Origin of the sequence: Actinoplanes sp. NPDC026623, from assembly GCF_040638275.1 — a bacterium.
Classification (GTDB): Bacteria; Actinomycetota; Actinomycetes; order Mycobacteriales; family Micromonosporaceae; genus Actinoplanes.
The window spans coordinates 1-20,951 of sequence record NZ_JBEZXZ010000068.1 but is presented as its reverse complement, the minus strand read 5'-3'; the positions used below and the strand labels follow the sequence as shown (position 1 = coordinate 20,951).

The window sequence follows — 20,951 nt, the reverse complement described above, 5'->3', positions numbered from 1 at the left end:
ATCGGCTGTGTGTGTGCCGATCAGCTCGCCTGTGCCGCGGCGACCGCGGTCACGAGCTCCTCGCGGGCCCGGGCCACCCGCGAACGGATCGTCCCCACCGGAACCTCCTCGACCTCGGCGGCCTCCGCGTATGACATGCCGAGCACCTGGGTGAGCACGAACGCGGTGCGGCGCTCCTCGCCGAGGCGGCTCAGCAGGTCGGCGGCGCCGAGCCGATGCGCGGAGTCACTCTGCCGGGGGACCTCGGTCCAGGCCTGCTCGGCGAGCCGGGCGTCGAGGCGGCGCCTGCGCACGACGGCACGCAGGTGGTCGGCGCAGGTGCGCCGGGCGATGCCGAGCAGCCACGTGCGCACCGCCGAGCGCCCCTCGAAGGCGGGCAGCGCCTTGAAGGCGCGCAGGTAGGTCTCCTGGGTGAGGTCGTCGGCGGCGCCGGGGTCGACCAGCGCGGCGGTGAATCGCCACACCTCGGCCTGGGTGCCGCGGACGAACGCGACCTGCGCGCTCGCGTCGCCGGCCCGGGCCCGCAGGGCGAGCGAGTCGAGTGGATCAGGCGCCGTCACAACCGGAGATGCTACGCCCGGCCAGATTTGTCAGAGGTTCTGGGAACTATCGTCACCATGTCGACGACAATCTCTAGTCCTCACTTTCCGCCCCGCGTGCGACTATGCTGCGGAGCCCGGCGAGCCATCGGGGAGCATTGCGCGCATGAACGTTGATCTGCCCGGGGCCATCGACCGACTCGGACCGTCCGCGGCCCGGCCCGCGGCCGGCCGTCGCCGGCCGGCCCCGGCGCGGTTCCGCCCCGGCGCCCGGCGGTTGCTCGCCGCCGGCTTCGGGCTCCTGGTGGGGCTGTTCTGTGTCCTGCTCGGGCCCGCCGCGCCGGCGTCCGCGCACGCCGCCCTGGTCGCCAGCGACCCGGCGAGCGACACGATCGTCCCGGACGCGCCCAACAAGGTCACGCTGACCTTCAGCGAGTCGGTGCAGCTGATCTCCGGCAAGATCCAGGTGCTGGCCCCCGACGGCAGCCGAGCGGACCAGGGCGAGCCGCAGGCGAACGGAAACACAGTCGTGATCCCGCTGCGCACCGGCGGCGGGCGCGGCACCTACCTGGTCAGCTACCGGGTCGTCTCGGCCGACAGCCACCCGGTCGCCGGCAGCCTGACCTACTCGGTCGGCGCGACCTCCACCCCGCCGACCGAAAACGGCGCCGCGGAATCGGTCGACCCGGTCGTCCGCGCCCTGATCCCGGTCGGCAAATACCTCGGGTACACCGGCCTGGTGCTCCTGATCGGCCCCGTGCTGGTGCTCGCCCTGCTCTGGCCGCACCGGCTCTCGCGCAGCGGCCCGGCCCGGCTGGTCTGGAGCGGCGTCGGGCTGGTGCTCGGCAGCACGGTGCTCGCCATCTGGCTGCAGGCGCCCTACACGACCGGATCCGGGCTGTTCGACGTCACCGGCGCGGACCTGCGCGACGTGCTCGGCAGCACGTTCGGCGCGGTCATGCTCGTCCGGCTCGGCGTCGTGGTCGCGGCGGCCCTGCTGTTGCGCCCGCTGCTCAGCGGCGAGGGCGGCGGGTCGAAGGCCGACCTGGCGCTGCTCGGCGTGCTGGGGGTGGCGGCGCTGGCCACCTGGCCGCTCACCGGCCACCCGACCGCGTCCCCGGTCGCCGGTGTCTCGGTCGTCGTGGACACGATCCACCTGGGCTCCATGGCGGTCTGGCTGGGCGGCCTCGTCATGCTCGCCGGATTCCTGCTGCGCCTGGCCGACGAGCGCGAGCTGGGCGCGATCCTGCCGATCTGGTCGCGCTGGGCGGCGACCGCGGTCGCCGCGCTGCTCATCGCCGGCTCGGTGCAGGCGCTGATCGAGGTCGCCTCGTTCGAGGGCCTCTTCGGCAGCACGTACGGCCGGCTCATCCTGGCGAAGATCGCGCTGGCCGCCGTGGTGATGGCGATGGCGTCCTATTCGCGCAGGCTCGTCCGCGACCGTCGCGCCGAGTCCGGGCCCGGGAGGCTGCGCCGCGTGGTGATCGCCGAGTTGGCCGTCACCGCGGTCGTGCTGGGCGTGACCGCCGCGCTGGTGCAGATCGCGCCCCCGCGTACGGCCACCGCGGCCGACGGCGGTGCCGCGTCCACGACGATCTCGCAGACGGTCGCGAACGATTCGGCGTCGCTTCAGGTGGACGTGTTCCCGGCGACCGTTGGCAACAACTCCCTGCACCTGTACGCCTACACGCTGGACAACAAGCCGCTGCCGGTCGTGGAGTGGACGGCGACCGCGGCGCTGCCGTCCAAGGGCATCGAGCCGATCGAGGTGCCGCTGCTGCGGATCACCGACTTCCACGCGATCGGGGACGTCGCGCTGCCGGCGGCGGGGGACTGGACGCTCAAGTTCACCCTGCGTACGAGCGAAATCGACCAGTCCACGCTGACGATGACGGTCAAAATCTCCTGACTCGCGCGCCTTCCCAATGGCCCGGTCTGCGTACGCAGACCGGGCCATTGTTCTCTCTCGGGGCCTAAGTAACCGTTTATCCATTTTGGTGTTATTTCGGTCTGTATGGTCTGCGCAGTACCACCGAGAAGAGGGAGATCGAGATGCGGGTGTTCCGCACGATCCTCGGCATGCTGTTGCTGACCGTCGGACTACCGACTCTGCTGGCGGGCGGCGCATTCTGGGCCGCCATGCAGCACCGGGATCCGAACGGCGCCTTCACGGGCGACATGCAGCGCGTGGCCACGTCCGGCTATGCGGTAGTGGTGGACGACTTCGACGGCCTGCTCGAAAACGACGCGCCGTTCGCCCGCCTCAACGACACCCGGCTGCGCCTGACCGCGGAATCCGGTGGCGCCCCGGCGTTCATCGGCATCGGCCCGGCGGCCGACGTGAGCCGCTACCTGGCTGACGTCCCGCAGATCGCGGTCACCTCGATCGACCTCGGCACGGGCGCGCTGCCGGTGACCAGCAAGGTGCGATCCGGCACCGTCGCCCCGGAACAGCTTCCCGGCCGCCAGAGCTTCTGGCTGAGGTCGGGCGAGGGCGCACTGGACTGGAACCCGGCGGGCCTGCGCGACACCGAGTACAGCCTGGTGCTGATGAACACCGCGGCCCAGCCCGGCGTCCGCCTGGAGAGCACGGCGGCGGTCCTGCCGGCATGGCTGAACCAGGTGACCTGGGCCCTGCTGATCCTGGGAAGCATGCTCGTGATGGTCGGCATGATCGTCCTCGGCTGGCCGTCCCGGCGCCGCGAGGTGGTCTACATCGTGGAGCCGAGCCAGGTACCCGACCTGATGCAGGCGATCGGCGCGCCGCTGCCGCTGAGCCGCACGGGCGGCGGCCGGCACGCGGGCACGCACCGGCCGCGCACCCTCGCCGATTCGCAGCCGCGCTCCCGGCCGCCGTCCTGGCCGCCGTCCACCTCCTCCTCTTCCTCGCCCTCGTTCTCGCAGCCGTCGGCGCCGAGGTCCGGTCGTGGCGCGGCCATCCCGATGCCGGCCGTGCCGGTCTCCGGGGCGGCGACCACGTCCGGGCCCGCCACCGGCGTGCCGTCCAGGTCGCCGGCGGTCGCTTCCGCGCCCGGGGCGTCCGGCGTCTTCGTCCCGCCGGCGCCGGGAGAGCCGCTCGGCCTGATCGCGGTCGACGCCGCGCCGGAGTCCATGAGCGACCCGTCGCTGCCGATCTCGCCGACGGACCCGCTGTTCGGCCGGGTGGCCGATCGTCCGGGGCGGCGCCGCTCGGCGCCGCAGCCGACCGACCTGCCGATCTTCCAGGCGTCCGCAGTGGGTGCGTGGGTGGCGGAGACGGCGGCCGTCCGCGCCCGGGAAACCGAGGCCCGCGCGGAGGCGGCGCTCAACGCCTCCCGCAAGCCGGCATCGGCCGGTCCATCGGCGATGAGCACCGCCGGGAATGCGCCGGCGCCGGACGGCGCCGCCAAGGACGGACCGGCGGCCTCCGCTGCTCGGGATCTCGTGGCGGGAGCCGCGACGGTGGGGCGCCCGGGGCCGGACGCCGCGGCCGCGAAGTCCGAGGAGCCGAACGTCATCGCGGCCGTGGCCGCGCGCCTGCAGCCGGTCTCCGGCACCGATGCGCCGGCCGGCGAGCAGACCACGCCCCGGATCGACGCCGCCGAGCCTGCCGCATCTCGGGAGGCCGCGAAGGCTGCGCCGGTCCCGCCGAAGGAGGCCGCCAAGTCTGCGCCGGTCCCGCCGAAGGAGGCCGCCAAGTCTGCGCCGGTCCCGCCGAAGGAGGCCGCCAAGTCTGCGCCGGTCCCACCGAAGGAGGCCGCGAAGGCTGCGCCGGTCCCGCCGAAGGAGGCCGCGAAGGCTGAGTCGGTCGAGCCGAAGGAGACCGGGAAGTCTGGCCCGATCGCGCCGAGGGAGGCCGCTGAGGCTGGGTCGATTGCAGCCAGGGAGGCCGCCAAGTCTGGTCCGGGCGCGCCGAGGGAGGCCGTCGAGGCTGGGTCGACTGCGGTCAAGGAGGCCGCCAAGTCTGGTCCGGGCGCGCCGAAGGAGGCCGTCGAGGCTGGGTCGATCGGGGCCAAGGATTCCGGGCCGGTCGCGCCGAATGACATGGTCAAGGCTGCGCCGGAGAAGCCTCGGGTGCCTGCCGCCGGGGCACCGGCCGGTGCCGAGGGGGTGGCGGCCCGCGCGGCGGGCGCCGGGGAAGCGGCAGCCCGTGCGGCCGCCGCGCTCGCGGCCGTCGTAGCCGCCAAGCCGAAGGCCGCCCCCGCCCCCGCATCGTCCGGCGGTGACGGCGTTCCCGCGGTCTCCGGCGACGCGGCCGGTGCCGGAACCACCGTGCCGGCGAAGGCCGCCCGGCCCGCCGCCGCGACCCCGCGGAATGCCCTGTTCGGTGGTTCCTCCACGCCGGACTGGGCGGCCACGGGCCTGACCCGCGCGGACTCCGTTCGCGTCGGCCTGCCGAAGCCGCCGGCGAAGGACCCCGCGGCCGACGACAAGCCGGCGAACCGCGAGGCGGCACCCACGCCGCCCGAGACCTCGCCCCCGGCCCGGCCCGCCTCGGCGGCGCGGCCGCCGGCGCAGGCCTCGAGCCCCGCCGCGCCGTCGGCTCCGGCACAGTCGACCGGTCCGAACCGGTCGGGCGTGCCGGGCACCCAGACCACGCATCACCACGTCGCACCGGCGGTGTCCGGTTCGTCCGGCGCCGTGACCGCCCGGCCGCGGACCGGTCCGGCCGCGCCGGAAACCCGATCGACGTCCGGGCCGGGCAACCAGGCCGGACCGGCCCCCCGCACGCCGCAGGTTCCGGCGGCAACGACGCCGAAGCCCACCCCGGCTGGCGCGTCCGCCACGCGAGCCGCCAGCGCGTCCGGCACTCCGGCGGGTGGCGCGTCTGACACCGGGGCCGGTGGCGGCCCTGCCACACCGGCGGGCGGTGTATCCGCCAAGCGGGCCGGCGGCGCGTCTGGCACTTCGGCGGGTGGCGCGTCTGTTCCGCGGGCCGCCGGCGCGTCCGGCACTCCCGCGGGTGGCGCGCCTGTCACGCCGGGCGGAAGCGCGACCAACGCGCCGAAGGCCGGCGGGCAGGCGGCGACCCCGGCTCCGGCCGGTGCCAAGGCGCCCGCCGCACCGCCGTCCGGTGCCAAGGCGCCTGTCTCGGCTCCGGCCGGCGCAAGGCCCGCCGCTGCCCCGCCGGCAGCCGCTGCCTCGCGGGCCGCCGCTGTCCCGCGGGCCGCCGCTGCCTCGCGGGCCGCCGCTGCCCCGCAGGCCGCTGTTTCGGCTTCGGCCTCGGTAGTTGCGAGGGCCGCTGTGCCGGCCGCGGCCGGTGCGCGGAATACGGCGCCGACGCCGACCCGCCCGGCGCCGACCGAGCCGAGCCCGACGCCGCCGACCAGCCCGCCCGTGCCCCGGCCCTCGGTGCCCGGCCCGTCCCGTCCGGCGGATCCGGACCGTGAGCCGTCCCAGGCCGGCCACGGCGCCGCCGTGATCCGCTCCTCGAGCCCTGCCGCCTCGGCTCCGGCCGCCTCGCGGCCCGGCCCGGCGGCCGAACGGCAGCGCGACCTCCCGACCCACCCGGCGACCGCGACCGGCGCGACCGGTGCGAGCGCCGATGCCACCCGCCCCGCGCCCAAGGCGGAGCAGCGCATCGCCGGGCAGCGCGTCGCGGGCCTTCGCCCGGCGGCCGAGCAGCAGGCGGCGCAGCCCGCAGCCCAGGCGGGGAACGCCCGGGCGGCGAAGGCCAAGGCGGACGACGACCGGCCGGCGAAGCGCGGAGCCTCGGGCTCGCTGAACCGCCTGGCGGACTACAAGGCGGAGGTCGCCGAACTGCTCGGCGGCGATTCCGCCGCCCGCCGGCGCCGTCGGAACACCACCGCCTCCGGCCTGCCCACGCCCGATCCGGCGACTCAGGAGCCGCCGATCAGGCTCACCCGTCCGCCCCGCAAGGGCGGTCCGCGCCAGCAGCCCACCGAGGAGTAGCCGGCGGAGAAGCAGGGGCGGCCGCGGCCTGCCCGCCGGTCCCGTGGGCAGCCGGCTCACGGTCGGCGGGGACCGGCCGCGGCCGCCCACGGGAAGCAATCGAGCCGCCCAATGAGAGGCAAACCGAAAGGGCCCTCCGCGCTGCCGACGTGGAGGGCCCTTTACCGGGGGAACGGAGTAACCGAAAGGGGGTTTCGTCCGTTAAAACCAGTTTAAACCCTGCTAGGGGGAACTGGGTAGCCATATGTCGAATACGGGCTTTCTAGGGTGAAACTGGCCCCGTGTGGGTGTTACGCCCCCCGAGTGGGTGGCCCGGACGCGGCGACGCGCCATCCGCGCTACGCGTAGGCTGGCCCTGTGGCGGATCTTCTGGTGTGGATTGACTGTGAGATGACGGGTCTCGACCTGGGCAAGGATGCCCTGATCGAGGTGGCCGCGCTGGTGACCGGACCCGATCTCGAAATTCTCGGCGAGGGCATCGACCTCGTCATTCACGCCGATGACGCGGCCCTCGACGCGATGCCCGAGGTGGTGCGCGACATGCACGCCAAGTCGGGCCTCACCGACGAGGTTCGCAGGTCCACGGTCACCATGGCCGAGGCCGAGGACGCCGTGCTGACGTACGTCCGGGAGTTCGTGCCGAACCCGCGCACCGCGCCGCTGTGCGGCAACTCGATCGCCACCGACCGGGGGTTCATCGCCCGGGACATGCCGGCGCTGGACGACTTCCTGCACTACCGCATGATCGACGTTTCGTCGATCAAGGAGCTGGCCCGCCGCTGGTATCCCCGCGTGTACTTCGGCCAGCCGCAGAAGGGCCTCGCCCACCGTGCCCTCGCCGACATCCGCGAGAGCATCCGCGAACTGGAGTATTACCGCCGCACCGTTTTCGTCCCGCTGCCCGGCCCGGACGTCGACCAGGCCCGCGCCATCGCCGCCGAGCTGTAGGGCGAAAATGCCGGAGCGCGCCGCGCGGTAACCCGGTCGACGGCCGGGCGGGTGTTGCCGCTATGCTTGTCCGGCACGCGCCACGGGAGCTTCCGCGGCAAGGCGGCATGGTGGTCGTAGCTCAGCTGGTAGAGCACCGGGTTGTGGTCCCGGGGGTCGCGGGTTCAAGTCCCGTCGGTCACCCCAGAGCAAGTCCAGGTCAAAGCGCCTGACCGCGTACGCGGTCGGGCGCTTTGCCGTTCAGGTGTCCGATCTTGGGAGCCGGCGACCGGACTGGGGAGGGCCGCATTCGGCACCGGACCCCATTGTGTGGCGATCGATCTTGGCATATCCGTCGGTGCCGACCCGCAGGATCCGGGGAACCCGTGGATGCGGATCGGAACCGTCGCGCTGCCGGCCCTGGTCCGCCGAAGCCCGTATCCAGGTCCACCGAAACTTGAGCGATCGCTCAAAGAGTGGTTACTATCCCGAGTATTGAGCGATCGCTCAAAACGGGGGAGGGTGAGGGATGGCAGCGCAGGAACAGCGCCGGACCAGAGCAAACTGGGGCTTGGCATGCCTGATTGCCGCGTTCGGGTTGGCGGTCTTCGGCTACACGGTGCGGAGCGGCCGGGCCGACAGCGCCCTGCTCTTCGTGGTGCTGCCGGCGCTCCTGGCTGCCGCCCTCGCCCTGACACCGGGAAAGACCACGCACGGCCGGGTCTTCCGGTTGACCACCATCGTGCTGCTGCTGGCCGCCGTCGCGCTGCACGAGGGTGCCATCTGCGTGCTGATCGCGTCGCCGCTGGTCTACGCGGTTGCGCACGGCACCGCGGCCCTGATCCGGCTCGCCCGGCGGTCGCGGATGCTCGCCGTCCTGCCGCTCCCGTTGCTGCTGGTCGGCGGGATCGAGGGGACGAGCCAGGACCTGCGGATCCAGCCGGATCAATCCGTCGAGGTCAGCCGGGTGGTGGCGCTCGAACCGGCCGCGGTGCGGGACCGGCTGGCGGCGGGGCCGCGGCCGGTCGCCCTCGGCCGGCTTCCGCTGCGGCTGCTGGGCGCGCCGGCGCCGACGCACGTGATGGGCGACGGGCTCGAGCCGGGTGATCGATGGATGTTCGGTTACGACGGGAGTTCGCACGGCGCGGGCGGGGCGATCATCACGGAGGTGCGCGCCGCCGGGCCGGACGAGGTGGACTTCGACGTGCTGTCGGACGACTCGATCACCGCCCGCTGGCTGCGGTGGCGCGGCGCCTCGGTGCGCTGGCACGCCGTCGGCGCCGGGCGGACCGAGGTGACGGTCGTGCTGGGGTACCAGCGGCGGCTCGATCCGTCGTGGTATTTCGGGCCGATCCAGGATCGGCTGATGCACGCGGGCGGCGAGCACCTGCTCGACATGCTGGCGCTGCCGTGACGGCGGCCCGCTACCTCTGCCTGGCCGTGCCGGCGCTCGCGGTGCTGGCGGCGGCCCGGGCGGAGCGCGATCGGCGGGGGTACGCGGGCGCGTCCCTCGCGTTCCTCGCCGCGCTGGCCGGGATCGCCGCGCTGCACGAGGTCGCCGCGGCCGCCGACTGGTACGCCTTCGCCCCGGTCGACGGCTCCTACCGAGGCATGCCGATCGACCTGTGGCTCGGGTGGGCGGCGCTGTGGGGACCGCTGCCCGTTCTGCTGCGCCGCGTCGTCCCGCTTCCGGTGGCGCTGGGCCTGCTGCTCTGGATCGACGCGGCGGCGATGCCCGCGCTGGATCCGCTCGTCCGGCTCGGGCCGCGCTGGCTGGTCTGCGAGCTGGTCGGGCTGACCGTGGTGGCGCTGCCGGCGCAGCTGCTCGGGCGCTGGACGGCGGACGGCCGGCGGCTGGTGGCGCGGGCGCTGCTGCAGGTCGCCGTCTTCACCGGGCTGGTCTTCTGGCTGCTGCCGACGGCGGCGTTCACGCTCGGCGACGGTGGCTGGGACCGGTTGTCCTCCCGGTGGCTGTTCGTGCTGGCCCAGGCCGGCGTCGCGCTGGCCGTGCCGGCGCTGGCGGCGGTGCGGGAGTTCGTGACGCACGGCGGCGGCACGCCGTTCCCGTGGGACCCGCCGCGGCGGCTGGTCACCACCGGGCCGTACGCCTATCTCGCCAACCCGATGCAGCTCGGCGCCGCCCTGATGATGCTGCTGCTGGCGGCCGCGACGCGCAGCGCGACGCTGGCCGCGGGTTCGCTCGTCGCTGTCGTCTTCTCCGCGGCTGTTGCGGCGCCGCACGAACGCCACGACCTGCGCACCCGGTATGGCGCCGAATGGGAGGCCTACCGCCGGCACGTGCGGGACTGGTGGCCGAGGCTGCGGCCGTACGGGTCGGGGCCGGCGGCGCGGCTGTGGCTCGACGACGACTGTGGACCGTGCGCGGCGGTCGCCGGGCTGTTTCGCAGCCGGGGCTCGCGGCTGCGCATCCTCCCGGCGGGGGAGAGCCCGGTGCCGCTGTGGCGGGCCCGTTACGCGGGCCCCGACGGCGTGCCCGCGGAAGGGGTGGCGGCGGTGGCGCGCGGAATGGGACATGTCACGCTCGGGTGGGCGTACGCCGGGTGGTTTCTGCAACTGCCCGTCGTCGACCGGCTCGCACAACTTGTCACCGACGCGCTGATCGCCCCGCCGCACCTGGCGCGGCCGGTGGCGACCGGCCGAGGAGAGGGATGACCGACACCAAGCAACGGCTCATCGACGGCACCCTGACCGTGCTGCGGGAGCAGGGCATCACCGGCGTCTCGGCGCGCACCATCGCGGCGGCGGCCGGCGCCAACCAGGCCCTGGTGTTCTACCACTTCGGCTCGGTGGACGAGCTGCTCTCCGCCGCCTGCCGGGAGGCCACGGCGGCCCGGGTCGGCGCGTACGCCCAGCGCTTCGACGCGGTGACCTCGCTGCGCGAGCTGCTCGCCGTGGGGCGCGAGCTGCACGCCGAGGAGCTGCGACAGGGCAACGTCTCGGTGCTGGCGCAGCTGCTCGCGGCCGGTCAGCGCAGCGAGCGGATCGCCGAGACCACGGCGGCGGCGCTGCGGTTGTGGGTCGTGGAGATCGAGAAGGTGCTGCACCGGCTGCTGGCCGGGTCGCCCGTGGCGGAGATCGCCGACGTGCCCGGCCTGTCCCGGGCCGTCTCGGCGGCGTTCATCGGGCTGGAGCTGTACGAGGGCGTCGACGAGGCGGGCGCCGCCCGGGCGGTGGAGGCCATCGACCAGCTGGCGGTGCTGATCGAGGTGATGGACGAGCTGGGGCCGATCGCGCGACGCGCCCTGAGGGCCCGCCTCAAGCGCGTCGCGCGGTGATCGACGCCGCTACTGGTCGGCGCGGTCGCGGAAGGTCCAGGCCGCGCCGGCCGACGGCAGGCGCTGGCCGTTCGCCCGCTGGACCGGCACCTGGGGCGCCTGGCCGAACACCGGGGCGGCGGGGGCGGCGACGGTGCCGTTCTGCTCCAGCCGCGAGGCCAGGTAGGCCGCGGCCGCCCGGTCCTCGTCGGTCGGGGCGGCCATCAGGGCGTACACGAGGCCGATGACGCCGAAGAGGACCGCGAGGCCGATCGGGATGAGCAGGGTGCCGGCGCTCGTGCCGGACGGCGCGTCCGCGCCGATGCCGATTCCGGCGCCGGCGTCCGGGCGCACGGACATGGCGGACATGCCGGTGAAGTGCATGCCGTTGACCGCGATGCCCATGACCAGCGCCGACGCCGCGATGGCCGACGGCTTCCGCACGGTCATGGCGAGCCACAGCGCCACCGTCGCCGCCACCACGGCGATGATCACCGCGGCCACGACCCGGCTGGTCAGATAGTCGATCTTGCCGTCGAGGCGCATCGCGAACATGCCGGTGAAGTGCATCGCGGCCACGCCCAGGCCGGCGAAGAGGCCGCCGACGACGAAGCGGACGCCGACCGCCTTGGTGCCGCGGGCGACGATGAACAGCCCGACGCCGACGGCCGCGATGGCGAGGACCGCGCTCAGGGCGGTCACTCCCACGTCGTAACGGATCTGCATGCCGCTGACGCTGAAGCCGAGCATCGCGACGAAGTGCATGGACCAGATGCCGGTGCCGCCGATCGCCACCGCGGCGAGCGCCAGCCACCAGGTACGCCAGCCGGCGCTGTGCGCCGTACGCACCCGCGAGGCGCAGATCAGCCCGAGCAGCGACCCGAGCACCGACAGCGTGTAGCTCACCGCCGGCGTGATCCAGCCGTGCTCGAAATGATGGATCTGTGCCATCCCCGGTTACCTCCTTGATCGGCCTACGACAGGCATCGTGCCTGGTCCGGGTGATTTCGGCAGGGGAATGTGAGCCAGCTTGCGCCCGTTGGGCGGGTGTCCCGTCGGCTGTTAGGGTGCGCCTGCGATCAGGAGTCGAAGCCGAGACCCGCCTTGTCGAGGGCGCGCAGCCAGACGTTGCGGCGGCCCTCGTGGCGGTCCGCCCGGGCGATCGACCAGCGGGTCAGCTCGATCACGCCGGAGCGGACCGGCTCGGGCGGGAACGGGATCGGCTTGCGGCGCACCATCTTCAGCGCGGTCAGCGCGGTCGGCCGGTCCGTGAGCAGGTCCAGCATCACGTTCGCGCCGAAGCGGGTGGCCCCGACGCCGAGCCCCGTGTATCCGGCCGCATACGCCAGCCGCCCGCGGTACGCCGTACCGAAAAAGCTGCTGAACCGGCTGCAGGTGTCGATGACGCCGCCCCATTTGTGGGTGAAACGCACGTCCGCGAGCTGCGGAAAGGTCTCCGCGAAGTGGTCGGCGAGCACGGCGAAGGTGGCCTCGCGCTGATCGCGTTCCGGGCTGATCCGCCCGCCGGAGTAGTAGATGGCGTCGTATCCGCCCCAAAGGATCCGGTTGTCCGCGGTGAGCCGGTAGTAGTGGAACTGGTTGCCGCCGTCGCCGACGCCCTGCCGGTGCCGCCACCCGATCGCCGCCAGTTGCCCGGCGGTCAGCGGCTCGGTCATGAGCGCGTAGTCGTAGATCGGCACGACGTAGTGGTGCAGCCGGCGCAGGAGCCCACCGTGCGCCCCGGTGGCCAGCGCGACGTGCGCCGCGTCGACGATGCCCCGCCAGGTGTGCAGGCGCAGCCCGCCCGGCACCGTGGTGATCCGCTCGACCGGCGAGTTCTCGTAGATCCGCACGCCGAGCTCGAGGCACACCCGGCGCAGGCCCCAGACCAGCCGGGCCGGGTCGATCATCGCGCAGCCGGTGCGGTCCCAGACCCCGCCGAGGTAGGTGGGGGAGCCGATCTCCGCCCGGGTCTGTTCCCGGTCCAGCAGCCGCACGTCCAGGCCGCGGGACTCCGCCTCGCCGTGATAGGCGGTCAGCTCCCGCAGCTGCCACTCGGCCGTCGCGACCAGCAACTCCCCGGTACGGGCGAAGTCGCACTCGATCCCGTACCGCCGGATGGTGTCCTCGATCTCGTCGAGGTTGCCGCGCCCCAGCCGTTCGAGGGTGTCCATCTCGCCGGGGAACCGGCTCAGCCCGTTGTCGAGTCCGTGGGTGAGGCTCGCCGCGCAGAAGCCGCCGTTGCGCCCGGAGGCGGCCCAGCCGGCCGTGCCCGCCTCCACGATCACCACGTCGCGCCCGGGGTCGCGTTCCTTGGCGAGCAGCGCCGTCCACAGCCCGCTGTAGCCGGCGCCGACCACCGCCAGGTCCGCGGATTCCACGCCGTGCAGGGGCTCCGCGGCGTCCGGCGCGCCGGCCTGGCCCAGCCAGTACGGCTCGGGCACCGCGTCGGCCAGCGAGCGGTTCGCCATGATCAGGAACGCTTCCCCGGCCGCGACCGGATGGTGGTCACCACCGCGATGAGCACGCCACTCATGAAGATCAGCGTGCCCATGACGTTGACCTGCGGCGGCAGGCCGACCCGGGTGGCGCCCCAGATCCACAGCGGGAACGTGGTGACGGTGCCCGCGGTGAAGTTGGAGACCACGAAGTCGTCGATCGACAGGGCGAAGGCCAGCATCATGCCGGAGGCGACGGCCGGCAGGATGATCGGGAAGGTGATCCGCCAGAAGGTCGTCCACGGGCTCGCGCCCAGGTCGGCGGCGGCCTCCTCGATCGAGCGGTCCAGCGTCAGCACCCGGGCCCGCACCACGACGGCGACGAACGAGATCGAGAACATGATGTGCGCGATGGTGATCGTCGTGACGCCGAGCCCGACGCCGAGCGAGACGAACAGGGTCAGCAGCGAGGCGCCCATCACGAGCTCCGGCGAGGACATCGTGGCGAACATGATCAGGTTGACCGAGCCCGAGCCGCGGAACCGGTAGCGGCCGAGCGCGTAGCCGACGCCGGTGCCGAGGGCGCCGGCGATCACCGCGGTCAGCACCGCCACCACCAGGGAGATCACCAGCGCCTTGGTCAGCTCGTCCAGGGCGAAGACCTGGCCGTACCACTTGAGCGTGAAGCCCTCCCAGGTCTGGTTGTAGCGGCCCTGGGTGTCGTTGAAGCCGAAGAGAATCATGATGAGCACCGGCAGCGTCAGCCACGCGATGATCACCCAGGTGTATATGTACAGCGCCCGGCCGCCGGTCAGCCGCGGCCTGCGGGGCGCGGCCGGCGCGGCGGCGGTCTCGTCGGCAACCTGGGTCATCGCGCCGCCACCTTCATGACATCCTCCGTGCCCAGGGCCTTGGCATAGGCGAAGACGCCGACCAGCAGCACCGCCATCAGGGTGAAGGACAGGGCGGAGGCGGTCGGGTAGTTGGAGCTGACCAGGTACTGCGACTGGATGACCTGCCCGATCATCGTGGTCGACGAACTGCCCAGCACCGCCGAGTTGACGTAGTCGGAGCTGGCCGGCACGAAGGTCATCAGCACGCCGGCGAAGACGCCGGGCAGCGCCAGCGGGAAGATCACCTTGCGGAAGGTGGTGGCCGGGTCCGCGTACAGGTCCCGGGCGGCCTCGACGACCCGCGGGTCGATGCGCTCCAGCGCCACGTAGACCGGCAGCACCATGAACGGCAGGAAGTTGTACACGAGGCCGCCGATCACGGCTGCCGGCGTACCGAGGATGTGGAAGTCGGCGGGCAGGACGCCGACCTGCTTGAGCGGGCCGAGCAGCATGCCCTCGTCGGTGAGGATCTGCCGCCAGGAGATGGTCCGCAGCACGAAGGAGACGAAGAACGGCAGCAGCAGCAGGAAGAGATAGGTCGGCTTGCGCCTCCCGCCGTAGAACGCGATCCAGTACGCGACCGGGAACGCCAGCACGATCAGCACGATGGTGGTGATCGCCCCGTAGGCCAGCGAGCGCACCAGCTGGGTGCGGTAGTTCGTGATCGCGTCCACATAGGTCTGCCAGTGGCCGGTGAAGACGTACCCGGAGACGATGTCGCCCTCCTGCAGCGACAGCGACAGCATCGTCACCATCGGTATGACGAAGAAGAGCAGCAGCCACAGGCCGCCCGGCAGGATCAGCAGGTAGGGCGCCAGCACGCGCCGGGTCCGGGACACGGCGTCAGGCCAGCACGATCGGTTCGAAGATGCTCTGGTACTCCTGCTGCTCGGCGACCGTCTTGAAGTCGCGGTAGTAGTGCAGCTTCGCGTAGTCCTCCGGCGCGGGGAAGACCAGCGGGCTGACGGCGACCGCCTCCATCGCGGCCCGGTCGTCGCCGGAGAGCTTCGCCGCGTCCTTCTTGATCTGCTCCTGCGCGGCCGGCACCGGGCACACGTAGTTGATGTACTCGGCCAGCGTCGCCGCGTTCTCGACCTCGTAGAAGAAGTCCATCAGCTTGATCGCGTCGAGCGGGTTCTGCGCCGTCACGGGGATCGCGAAGTTGTCGGTCCAGATGGTGCCGCCCTCCTGCGGGATGACGAACTTGAAGTTCGTGCCGTCGGAGACGTTCTTCTGGAAGATGTCGCCGGACCAGGCCTGGGTGATCCAGACCTCGCCCTTGCCGAGCGCGTCGACGTAGCTCTGGTCGTAGTAGTTGCGGACCATGCCCGCGCTCTTCTGCTCCTTGAGCTTGGTTGCGGCCTTGCGCCAGTCGTCCGGCGTCGACGTGTCGGGGTTGATGCCGGACGCCATCATGCCGAAGTTGCCCAGCTCCTGGGTGTCGGAGAACATGCCGACCTTGCCCTTGAAGGCGGGGTCCCAGAGGTCGGCGAGCTTCGTGATCGGCCGGCTGACCTTCTTCGGGTCGTACGCGATGCCGGTCATCCCGGAGGTCCACGGGATGGTGTGCACGTTGCCGGGGTCGAAGGCCTCGTTGGCGTACGCCTTGCCGGCGTTGGCCACGTAGTTCGGCAGCTTCGAGTGGTCCAGCGGGGCGAGGAAGCCCGAGTCGACGAACTGCTTGAACTGGATGCCGTTGGTGATGACCATCAGGTCGTAGCCGATGGACTGGCCGGCGGCGAGCTGCGGCTGGACCTTGGCGAACCAGGGGCCCATCTCCTGGATGACCTCCTGGTAGCTCACCTTGACGCCGGTGGCCGCCGTGAACTTCGCGAGCTCGGGCTTCTTCGGGTCCATGTACAGCGGCCAGTTGGCGAAGTCCACCTTGCCGTTGCTGGTCTTGCCGGCCCAGTACTTCGCGACGGCGTCCGGCGCGGGGGCGCTCGGCGTGTTCGAGCCGGTGCCCTTGACACCGCAGGCGGACAGCGCCATCGCGAAGGCAGTCAGGCCGGCGCCGCGCAGCGCGTCACGCCGGCCGAGCCGCCGCTGGGTCATCCCGCGGATCAGGGCGGGGTCGGGGGAGAACGGCTGACTCATCAGACTCCGATCGGGTACGAGTGCTGGGGGCTCCAGGTGAGGAACACCCGGTCGCCGGGACCGGCCAGGTCCTCGGCGGAGAACGCGTTCTGGTCGAAGACCACGAGGTCGGGGCCGGCGGAGGTCTTCACCGTGTAGTTGGTCGAGGTGCCGTGGTAGACGACCTCGGTCACGATGCCGGTGAGCACGCTGTCGCCCGTGCCGGTCGGTGCTGTCTGGCACAGGCCGATCTTCTCCGGCCGGACCGACACCTCGATGTCGTCGCCGGCCTTCATCGCGCCGGACATCGGCACCAGCACCCGCTCGCCCTCGCCGTAGGTCAGCGCGGCCACGCCGTCCGCGACGCTGTCGATGCTGCCGTCGAGCAGGTTCGAGGTGCCGATGAAGCCGGCCACGAACCGGGTGGCCGGCTTCTCGTAGATCTCCCGCGGCGAGCCGAGCTGGTCGATGCGCCCGGCGTCCATGACCGCGATCCGGTCGGACATGGTCAGCGCCTCGCCCTGGTCGTGCGTCACGTAGACGAACGTGATGCCCACCTCGCGCTGGATGCGCTTGAGCTCGACCTGCATCTGCTGGCGCAGCTTGAGGTCGAGCGCGCCGAGCGGCTCGTCGAGCAGCAGCGCCCGTGGCCGGTTGACCAGCGCCCGGGCCAGGGCGACCCGCTGCTGCTGCCCGCCGGACATCTCCCGCGGCGCCCGCTTCTCCATGCCGGTCAGCGAGACGATCTCCATGATCTCGCCGACCCGGCGGCGGACCTCGCTCTTCTCGACCTTCTTGCGCTCCAGCCCGAAGGCCACATTCTGGTACGCGGTCAGGTGCGGGAAGAGGGCGTAGGACTGGAAGACCATGTTGACGTCGCGCTTGTTCGGCGTGACCCGGGTGACGTCCCTGCCGTCCAGGAACACCGTGCCGCCGGTGGGCTCCTCGAAGCCGGCGATCATGCGCATCGTGGTGGTCTTGCCGCAGCCGGACGGGCCGAGCAGGGAGAAGAACTCGCCCGGCGCGATGGCCAGGTCCAGGCGGCGCACGGCCTGCACCCTGTCGCCGTGCGACAGATATTCCTTGTGTACGCCGGCAAGCTCGATCGCGGGCCGGGCGGAGTCGTCGCCGGGGTCTTCGTTCACGATGGACATTTCGTACCTCTTCGCGGGCTGGGAGGGGGGCGACGGGCTCAGCCCAGATGGCTCATCACGTGTTTGATCCGGGTGTATTCCTCGAAGCCGTACATCGAGAGGTCCTTGCCGTACCCCGAGTGGCCGAAGCCGCCGTGCGGCATCTCGGACACGAAGGGCAGATGGGTGTTGATCCACACGGCGCCGAAGTTCAGCCGGCGGGAGACCCGCATGGCCCGGCCGTGGTCGCGCGTCCACACGCTCGCGCTGAGACCGAAACGCACGTCGTTGGCCCACCGGACGGCGGCGTCCTCGTCGGTGAACTCCTGGATGGTGATGACGGGGCCGAAGACCTCGTCCTGGATCATCTCGTCCCGCTGGTGCAGGCCGGCGACGACGGTCGGCTCGAAGAAGTAGCCGCGGTCGCCGATCCGCCGGCCGCCGGTGACGATCCGGGCGTGGTCGGGGGCCCGGTCCAGGAAGCCGCGGATCCGGTCGAGCTGGGCGGCGTTGTTGACCGGCCCGAAGTACGCGTCCGGGTCGGCGGGCCCGCCGACCCGCGTCTTGAGGGCCGCGGTGGCCAGCGCCGCGGTGAAGTCGGCGGCGATCCGGCCGTGCACGAGGACCCGGGTGGCCGCGGTGCAGTCCTGCCCGGCGTTGAAGTATCCGGCGCCGGCGATGGCTACCGCGGCAGACTCGACGTCGACGTCGTCGAAGACCACCACGGGTGCCTTCCCGCCGAGTTCGAGGTGCACCTTCTTGAGGTCGGCGGCGGCCGCGGCGGCGACCTCCATCCCGGCCCGGGTGGAGCCGGTGATGGACACGAGTTGCGGCGTGGGGTGCACGACCAGGGCACGGCCGGTGTCCCGGTCGCCGCAGACGACGTTGAGCACGCCCGGCGGCAGAAACTCGGCGGCGATCTCGGCGAGCAGCAGCGTGCTGACCGGGGTGGTGTCGGAGGGCTTGAGCACCACGGAGTTCCCGGCCGCGATGGCGGGCGCGAACTTCCACACCGCCATGACCATCGGATAGTTCCAGGGCGTGACCTGCGCGCAGACGCCGATCGGCTCGCGCCGGACCCACGAGGTGTGATCGCGCAGGTACTCGCCGGCGGACCTGCCCTCGAGCACCCGCGCCGCACCCGCGAAGAAGCGCAGTTCGTCGAGGAGCGGCGCCATCTCCTCGCTGCGCGTGAGCTCGACCGGTTTGCCGGTGTTGCGGCATTCGGCGGCGATGATCTCGTCGGCCCGGGCCTCGACCGCGTCGGCGATCCGCAGCAGGGCGCGCTGCCGCTCGGCCGGCGTGGTGTCGCGCCAGGCCTCGAATCCGGCCTCGGCCGCGGCCATCGAGGTGGCGACGGTCTCGGCGCCGGAGACCGGGGCGCGGGCGTTTGCCTCGCCGGAGCACGGGTCGACCACCCGCGAGGTCGGCTCGGCCGGGTCGACATAGGACCCGCCGACGAAGTTGCGGAGGACCGGTAGGTCAGTGCTCACGGAGATGGGCCTCCCGCCTCGGGGCTGTGACAGCCCCCACACGAAGAGGTGGACCTTGACATAGTCAAAGGACTAAAAACAAGGGAATCCGAAGGATTTTGCAAAGATGAAACGGAATCAGACGTGGGCACTCGCATCAGCCACGTATTCCGACGTCGAGAGGCCGGGATCGCCCGGTTTCCGTACCGGTGGCGCCGCCGCCACCGACGACGGTGGTGACGGCGGCGCCGGTGCGGTCAGGCCGTCGCGCAGACGGTGCCGTTGAGGGTGAACGTGCTCGGCAGCACGTTCGGCCCGCTGTAGGCGCCGACGAACCCGATGGAGGTGGTGCCGCCGCCCGCGGCGAGCACGCCGTCGCTCGTCACCCGGACCTTGGTGCCGGTCTGCTCCCAGGTGGCGCTCCACCCGCTGGACACGGTCTGCCACGTGGTCGGCCAGGTGAAGGAGAGCGTCCAGCCGCCGACGGCGCCGGCCGAGTTGTTGGTGATGTCGATCGACCCGACGAACCCGTTGCCCCAGTCGTTGGTGTCCGCCAGCCGCACCGTGCAGCCCGCCGCGGCCGGGCTCGTGGTGGTGAACGTCAGCGGGAGCGACGACCACGAGATGCCGCCCGCGGTGTCGCGGGCCAGCACGTTCACCGTGTACCGGCGTCCCGGTTCCAGGTTGCGCACGGTGAACGACGTGCCGGTCGTCTCGCCGAGTTGCTCGCTGACGCCGCCGTTTTGCCGGTAGAGCTCGTACTTGGCGATCGGCCGGGCGCCGGCCGGCGCCGCGGGCCAGGAGATCGTCGCGGTCCGGTCGGTGACCGCGCCGGCCGCCGGGCGGCCCGGGGCGTGCGGCGCCGCCGCGTCGGTGCGGGCCGGGTGCAGGGTCACCAGCGTGAGCGAGTACGCCGGGAGCGTCTGGCTGGTGGCCGTGCCGGCGGGCGCGGACTGCACCGCGGTGGCGCCGTTGGTGTACGTCGCCACCGTGGGAACCGCGCCGGCCGGCGCCCAGCCCTGGTAACCGAGGCCGACGGTGTGCGCGTTGTCGGGGTCCTTGTTGACCAGAAGGACGGCCAGGTCACCGTTGGGCTTCCGCGACGCGTGCGCGCTGACCAGCGGATTGCTCGTCGCGGCGCGGACCAGTTGGTCGCCCGTGCGGGCGAACGAGCCCATCAGCGAGAGGGCGTGATACGGCGCGAACGGCGTGTTCATCGGCGGCTCGCAGACCGAGCCGTCGGAGGTGCAGCCGCCGCTCGACAGCAGGCCGAAGTCGCCGTAGTCCCGCTGCCCGGCGACGGTCGAGACGGTGCCGATGCCGTTGTGGACGTTCCACCACTGCACGGTGAAGACGCCCTGCTCCAGCAGGCCGCTGTACACGTCCGCGAGGAACAGGGCGCCCGGCTGGGTGTTCTGGCCGACGCCGACGTTGCTCTCGGTCATGCTGATGCCGATGCGGCCGGCGTTCGCCCCCGCGTACTGGTTGATCTGCCGCCGCAGCAGGTAGACCGCGTCCACGATGTGCTCGGTCCTGGCCAGCGACTCGGCGGCGGTGCCGCCGCCGGGATACCAGTGGACGTCCACGAAGTCGATCGCCGCGCCGGCGCGGGCGAGCACCTCGGCGTTCCAGGTGCCCGTGTCGCCGCCGCCGACGATGCCGTCGGGCCAGTTGCCGGGCATGGTGAGTACCGCGCCCACCTTGATGTCCGGGTCGACGGCCTTCATGGCCGCCGAGTACGCGACCACGTTCGCCGCGTACTCCTTGGGGCTCTTGTCCGCGTGGTCGTCGGCCTCCCAGGCCGAGCCGTAGTGCCCGTTGCCGTAGTTCTCGTTGCCGATCGTCCAGTAGTTGGCGTCGTAGCCCTTGGTGACGTTGGCGTATCGCACCCAGTCGGCGGCCTCCTGCGCGGTGCCGGTCCCGTAGTTGGCGATGATCATCGGCTGGGCGCCGGTCCGCTTCGCCCCGGCCATGAAGGTGTCGAAGTCGGTGCCCGGCGCGACGTAGCCGCCGGGCGCGGTGTGGTCGCGCCAGTGGTAGATGTCGGCGTAGGAGCCGCCCGGGTAGCGCAGCATCTGGACGCCGGCGTCCTTGAGCAGGCCGGAGACGGCGGTGGTGCCGAGTTCGGCGTCCCAGATGGCGTGGTTCACGCCGATGGCGGTGTCCGGCACGGTGGCGAGGCCGGCCCGGACGTCGACGTCGACGGTGGTGTCGGGGGGGGGGGGGGCGGGCGCCCCGCCCGCCGGGCGGGGGCGGGCGGGCGGGGGGGGGGGGGGGCCGGGGGGCGGGGGAGGGAGTGCCAGCCG

General features: G+C 72.5%; 14 protein-coding genes, 1 tRNA gene and 1 pseudogene. 7 read left to right on the top strand and 9 right to left on the bottom strand.

Annotated elements, in window-relative coordinates:
- Positions 1-20: 20 nt before the first annotated feature.
- Positions 21-560 (bottom strand): sigma-70 family RNA polymerase sigma factor, encoded by a 540-nt coding sequence (locus AB0F10_RS21095; protein ID WP_360627401.1) that lies wholly within the window; start codon positions 558-560, stop codon positions 21-23.
- Between the two features lie 145 nt (positions 561-705).
- On the opposite strand from AB0F10_RS21095, the gene AB0F10_RS21090 reads away from it, so the two are divergent.
- The 7 genes and pseudogenes from AB0F10_RS21090 to AB0F10_RS21060 all read left to right on the top strand — a co-directional run bounded on the left by AB0F10_RS21090 (position 706) and on the right by AB0F10_RS21060 (position 10,654).
- Positions 706-2,448, top strand: a complete 1,743-nt coding sequence (locus AB0F10_RS21090) for a copper resistance protein CopC (RefSeq protein WP_360627397.1) — start codon at positions 706-708, stop codon at positions 2,446-2,448.
- Positions 2,449-2,591: 143 nt separating this feature from the next.
- Positions 2,592-6,431 carry a hypothetical protein gene (locus tag AB0F10_RS21085; protein ID WP_360627394.1) on the top strand — a complete coding sequence of 1,280 codons (3,840 nt, stop codon included), beginning with the start codon at positions 2,592-2,594 and terminating at the stop codon, positions 6,429-6,431.
- Positions 6,432-6,788: 357 nt separating this feature from the next.
- Entirely contained in the window at positions 6,789-7,379 is a 591-nt protein-coding gene (gene orn / locus AB0F10_RS21080) for an oligoribonuclease (protein WP_360627391.1), read from the top strand.
- Between the two features lie 110 nt (positions 7,380-7,489).
- Positions 7,490-7,565 (top strand) — tRNA-His (locus AB0F10_RS21075).
- 322 nt (positions 7,566-7,887) lie between these two features.
- Positions 7,888-8,772, top strand: a complete 885-nt coding sequence (locus tag AB0F10_RS21070; protein ID WP_360627388.1) for a hypothetical protein — start codon at positions 7,888-7,890, stop codon at positions 8,770-8,772.
- Positions 8,769-10,064: pseudogene (locus tag AB0F10_RS21065) on the top strand (methyltransferase); the annotation flags it as partial. The gene AB0F10_RS21070 and the pseudogene AB0F10_RS21065, both read left to right, overlap by 4 nt.
- Before the next feature lie 5 nt (positions 10,065-10,069).
- Positions 10,070-10,654, top strand: a complete 585-nt coding sequence (locus tag AB0F10_RS21060; protein WP_360627385.1) for a TetR family transcriptional regulator — start codon at positions 10,070-10,072, stop codon at positions 10,652-10,654.
- A 9-nt stretch (positions 10,655-10,663) separates the two neighbouring features.
- On the opposite strand, the gene AB0F10_RS21055 is transcribed toward AB0F10_RS21060, so the two are convergent.
- The 8 genes from AB0F10_RS21055 to AB0F10_RS21020 form a co-directional block, all read right to left on the bottom strand.
- The gene (locus AB0F10_RS21055) at positions 10,664-11,584 is read right to left on the bottom strand and encodes an MHYT domain-containing protein (RefSeq protein WP_360627382.1); all 921 of its coding nucleotides are present in this window, start codon (positions 11,582-11,584) and stop codon (positions 10,664-10,666) included.
- Between the two features lie 128 nt (positions 11,585-11,712).
- On the bottom strand, positions 11,713-13,104 hold the full coding sequence (locus AB0F10_RS21050) for an FAD-dependent oxidoreductase (protein WP_360627379.1): 1,392 nt from the start codon (positions 13,102-13,104) through the stop codon (positions 11,713-11,715).
- Positions 13,105-13,106: 2 nt separating this feature from the next.
- Entirely contained in the window at positions 13,107-13,943 is an 837-nt protein-coding gene (locus tag AB0F10_RS21045; RefSeq protein ID WP_360627376.1) for an ABC transporter permease, read from the bottom strand.
- The gene (locus AB0F10_RS21040) at positions 13,940-14,803 is read right to left on the bottom strand and encodes an ABC transporter permease (protein WP_360627373.1); all 864 of its coding nucleotides are present in this window, start codon (positions 14,801-14,803) and stop codon (positions 13,940-13,942) included. Before AB0F10_RS21040 ends, AB0F10_RS21045 begins: the two co-directional genes overlap by 4 nt.
- Before the next feature lie 4 nt (positions 14,804-14,807).
- Positions 14,808-16,061, bottom strand: coding sequence for a spermidine/putrescine ABC transporter substrate-binding protein (locus tag AB0F10_RS21035; protein ID WP_360627370.1), 1,254 nt, complete (start codon positions 16,059-16,061; stop codon positions 14,808-14,810).
- The gene (locus AB0F10_RS21030) at positions 16,061-17,194 is read right to left on the bottom strand and encodes an ABC transporter ATP-binding protein (protein ID WP_360627368.1); all 1,134 of its coding nucleotides are present in this window, start codon (positions 17,192-17,194) and stop codon (positions 16,061-16,063) included. Before AB0F10_RS21030 ends, AB0F10_RS21035 begins: the two co-directional genes overlap by 1 nt.
- A gap of 38 nt (positions 17,195-17,232) precedes the next feature.
- The gene (locus AB0F10_RS21025; protein ID WP_360627365.1) at positions 17,233-18,666 is read right to left on the bottom strand and encodes a gamma-aminobutyraldehyde dehydrogenase; all 1,434 of its coding nucleotides are present in this window, start codon (positions 18,664-18,666) and stop codon (positions 17,233-17,235) included.
- Between the two features lie 236 nt (positions 18,667-18,902).
- A complete protein-coding gene (locus AB0F10_RS21020) occupies positions 18,903-20,816 on the bottom strand; it encodes a cellulose binding domain-containing protein (RefSeq protein WP_360627362.1) in 1,914 nt (637 codons plus the stop codon).
- Between the last annotated feature and the right edge of the window lie 135 nt (positions 20,817-20,951).

Excerpts from the sequence above, each read along its gene's own strand:
- AB0F10_RS21050 (WP_360627379.1), bottom strand. The coding sequence starts at position 13,104 with ATGGCGAACCGCTCGCTGGCCGACGCGGTGCCCGAGCCGTACTGGCTG.
- AB0F10_RS21030 (WP_360627368.1), bottom strand. The coding sequence starts at position 17,194 with ATGTCCATCGTGAACGAAGACCCCGGCGACGACTCCGCCCGGCCCGCG.
- AB0F10_RS21055 (WP_360627382.1), bottom strand. The coding sequence starts at position 11,584 with ATGGCACAGATCCATCATTTCGAGCACGGCTGGATCACGCCGGCGGTG.
- AB0F10_RS21035 (WP_360627370.1), bottom strand. The coding sequence starts at position 16,061 with ATGAGTCAGCCGTTCTCCCCCGACCCCGCCCTGATCCGCGGGATGACC.
- AB0F10_RS21085 (WP_360627394.1), top strand. The coding sequence starts at position 2,592 with ATGCGGGTGTTCCGCACGATCCTCGGCATGCTGTTGCTGACCGTCGGA.
- AB0F10_RS21045 (WP_360627376.1), bottom strand. The coding sequence starts at position 13,943 with ATGACCCAGGTTGCCGACGAGACCGCCGCCGCGCCGGCCGCGCCCCGC.
- AB0F10_RS21090 (WP_360627397.1), top strand. The coding sequence starts at position 706 with ATGAACGTTGATCTGCCCGGGGCCATCGACCGACTCGGACCGTCCGCG.
- AB0F10_RS21070 (WP_360627388.1), top strand. The coding sequence starts at position 7,888 with ATGGCAGCGCAGGAACAGCGCCGGACCAGAGCAAACTGGGGCTTGGCA.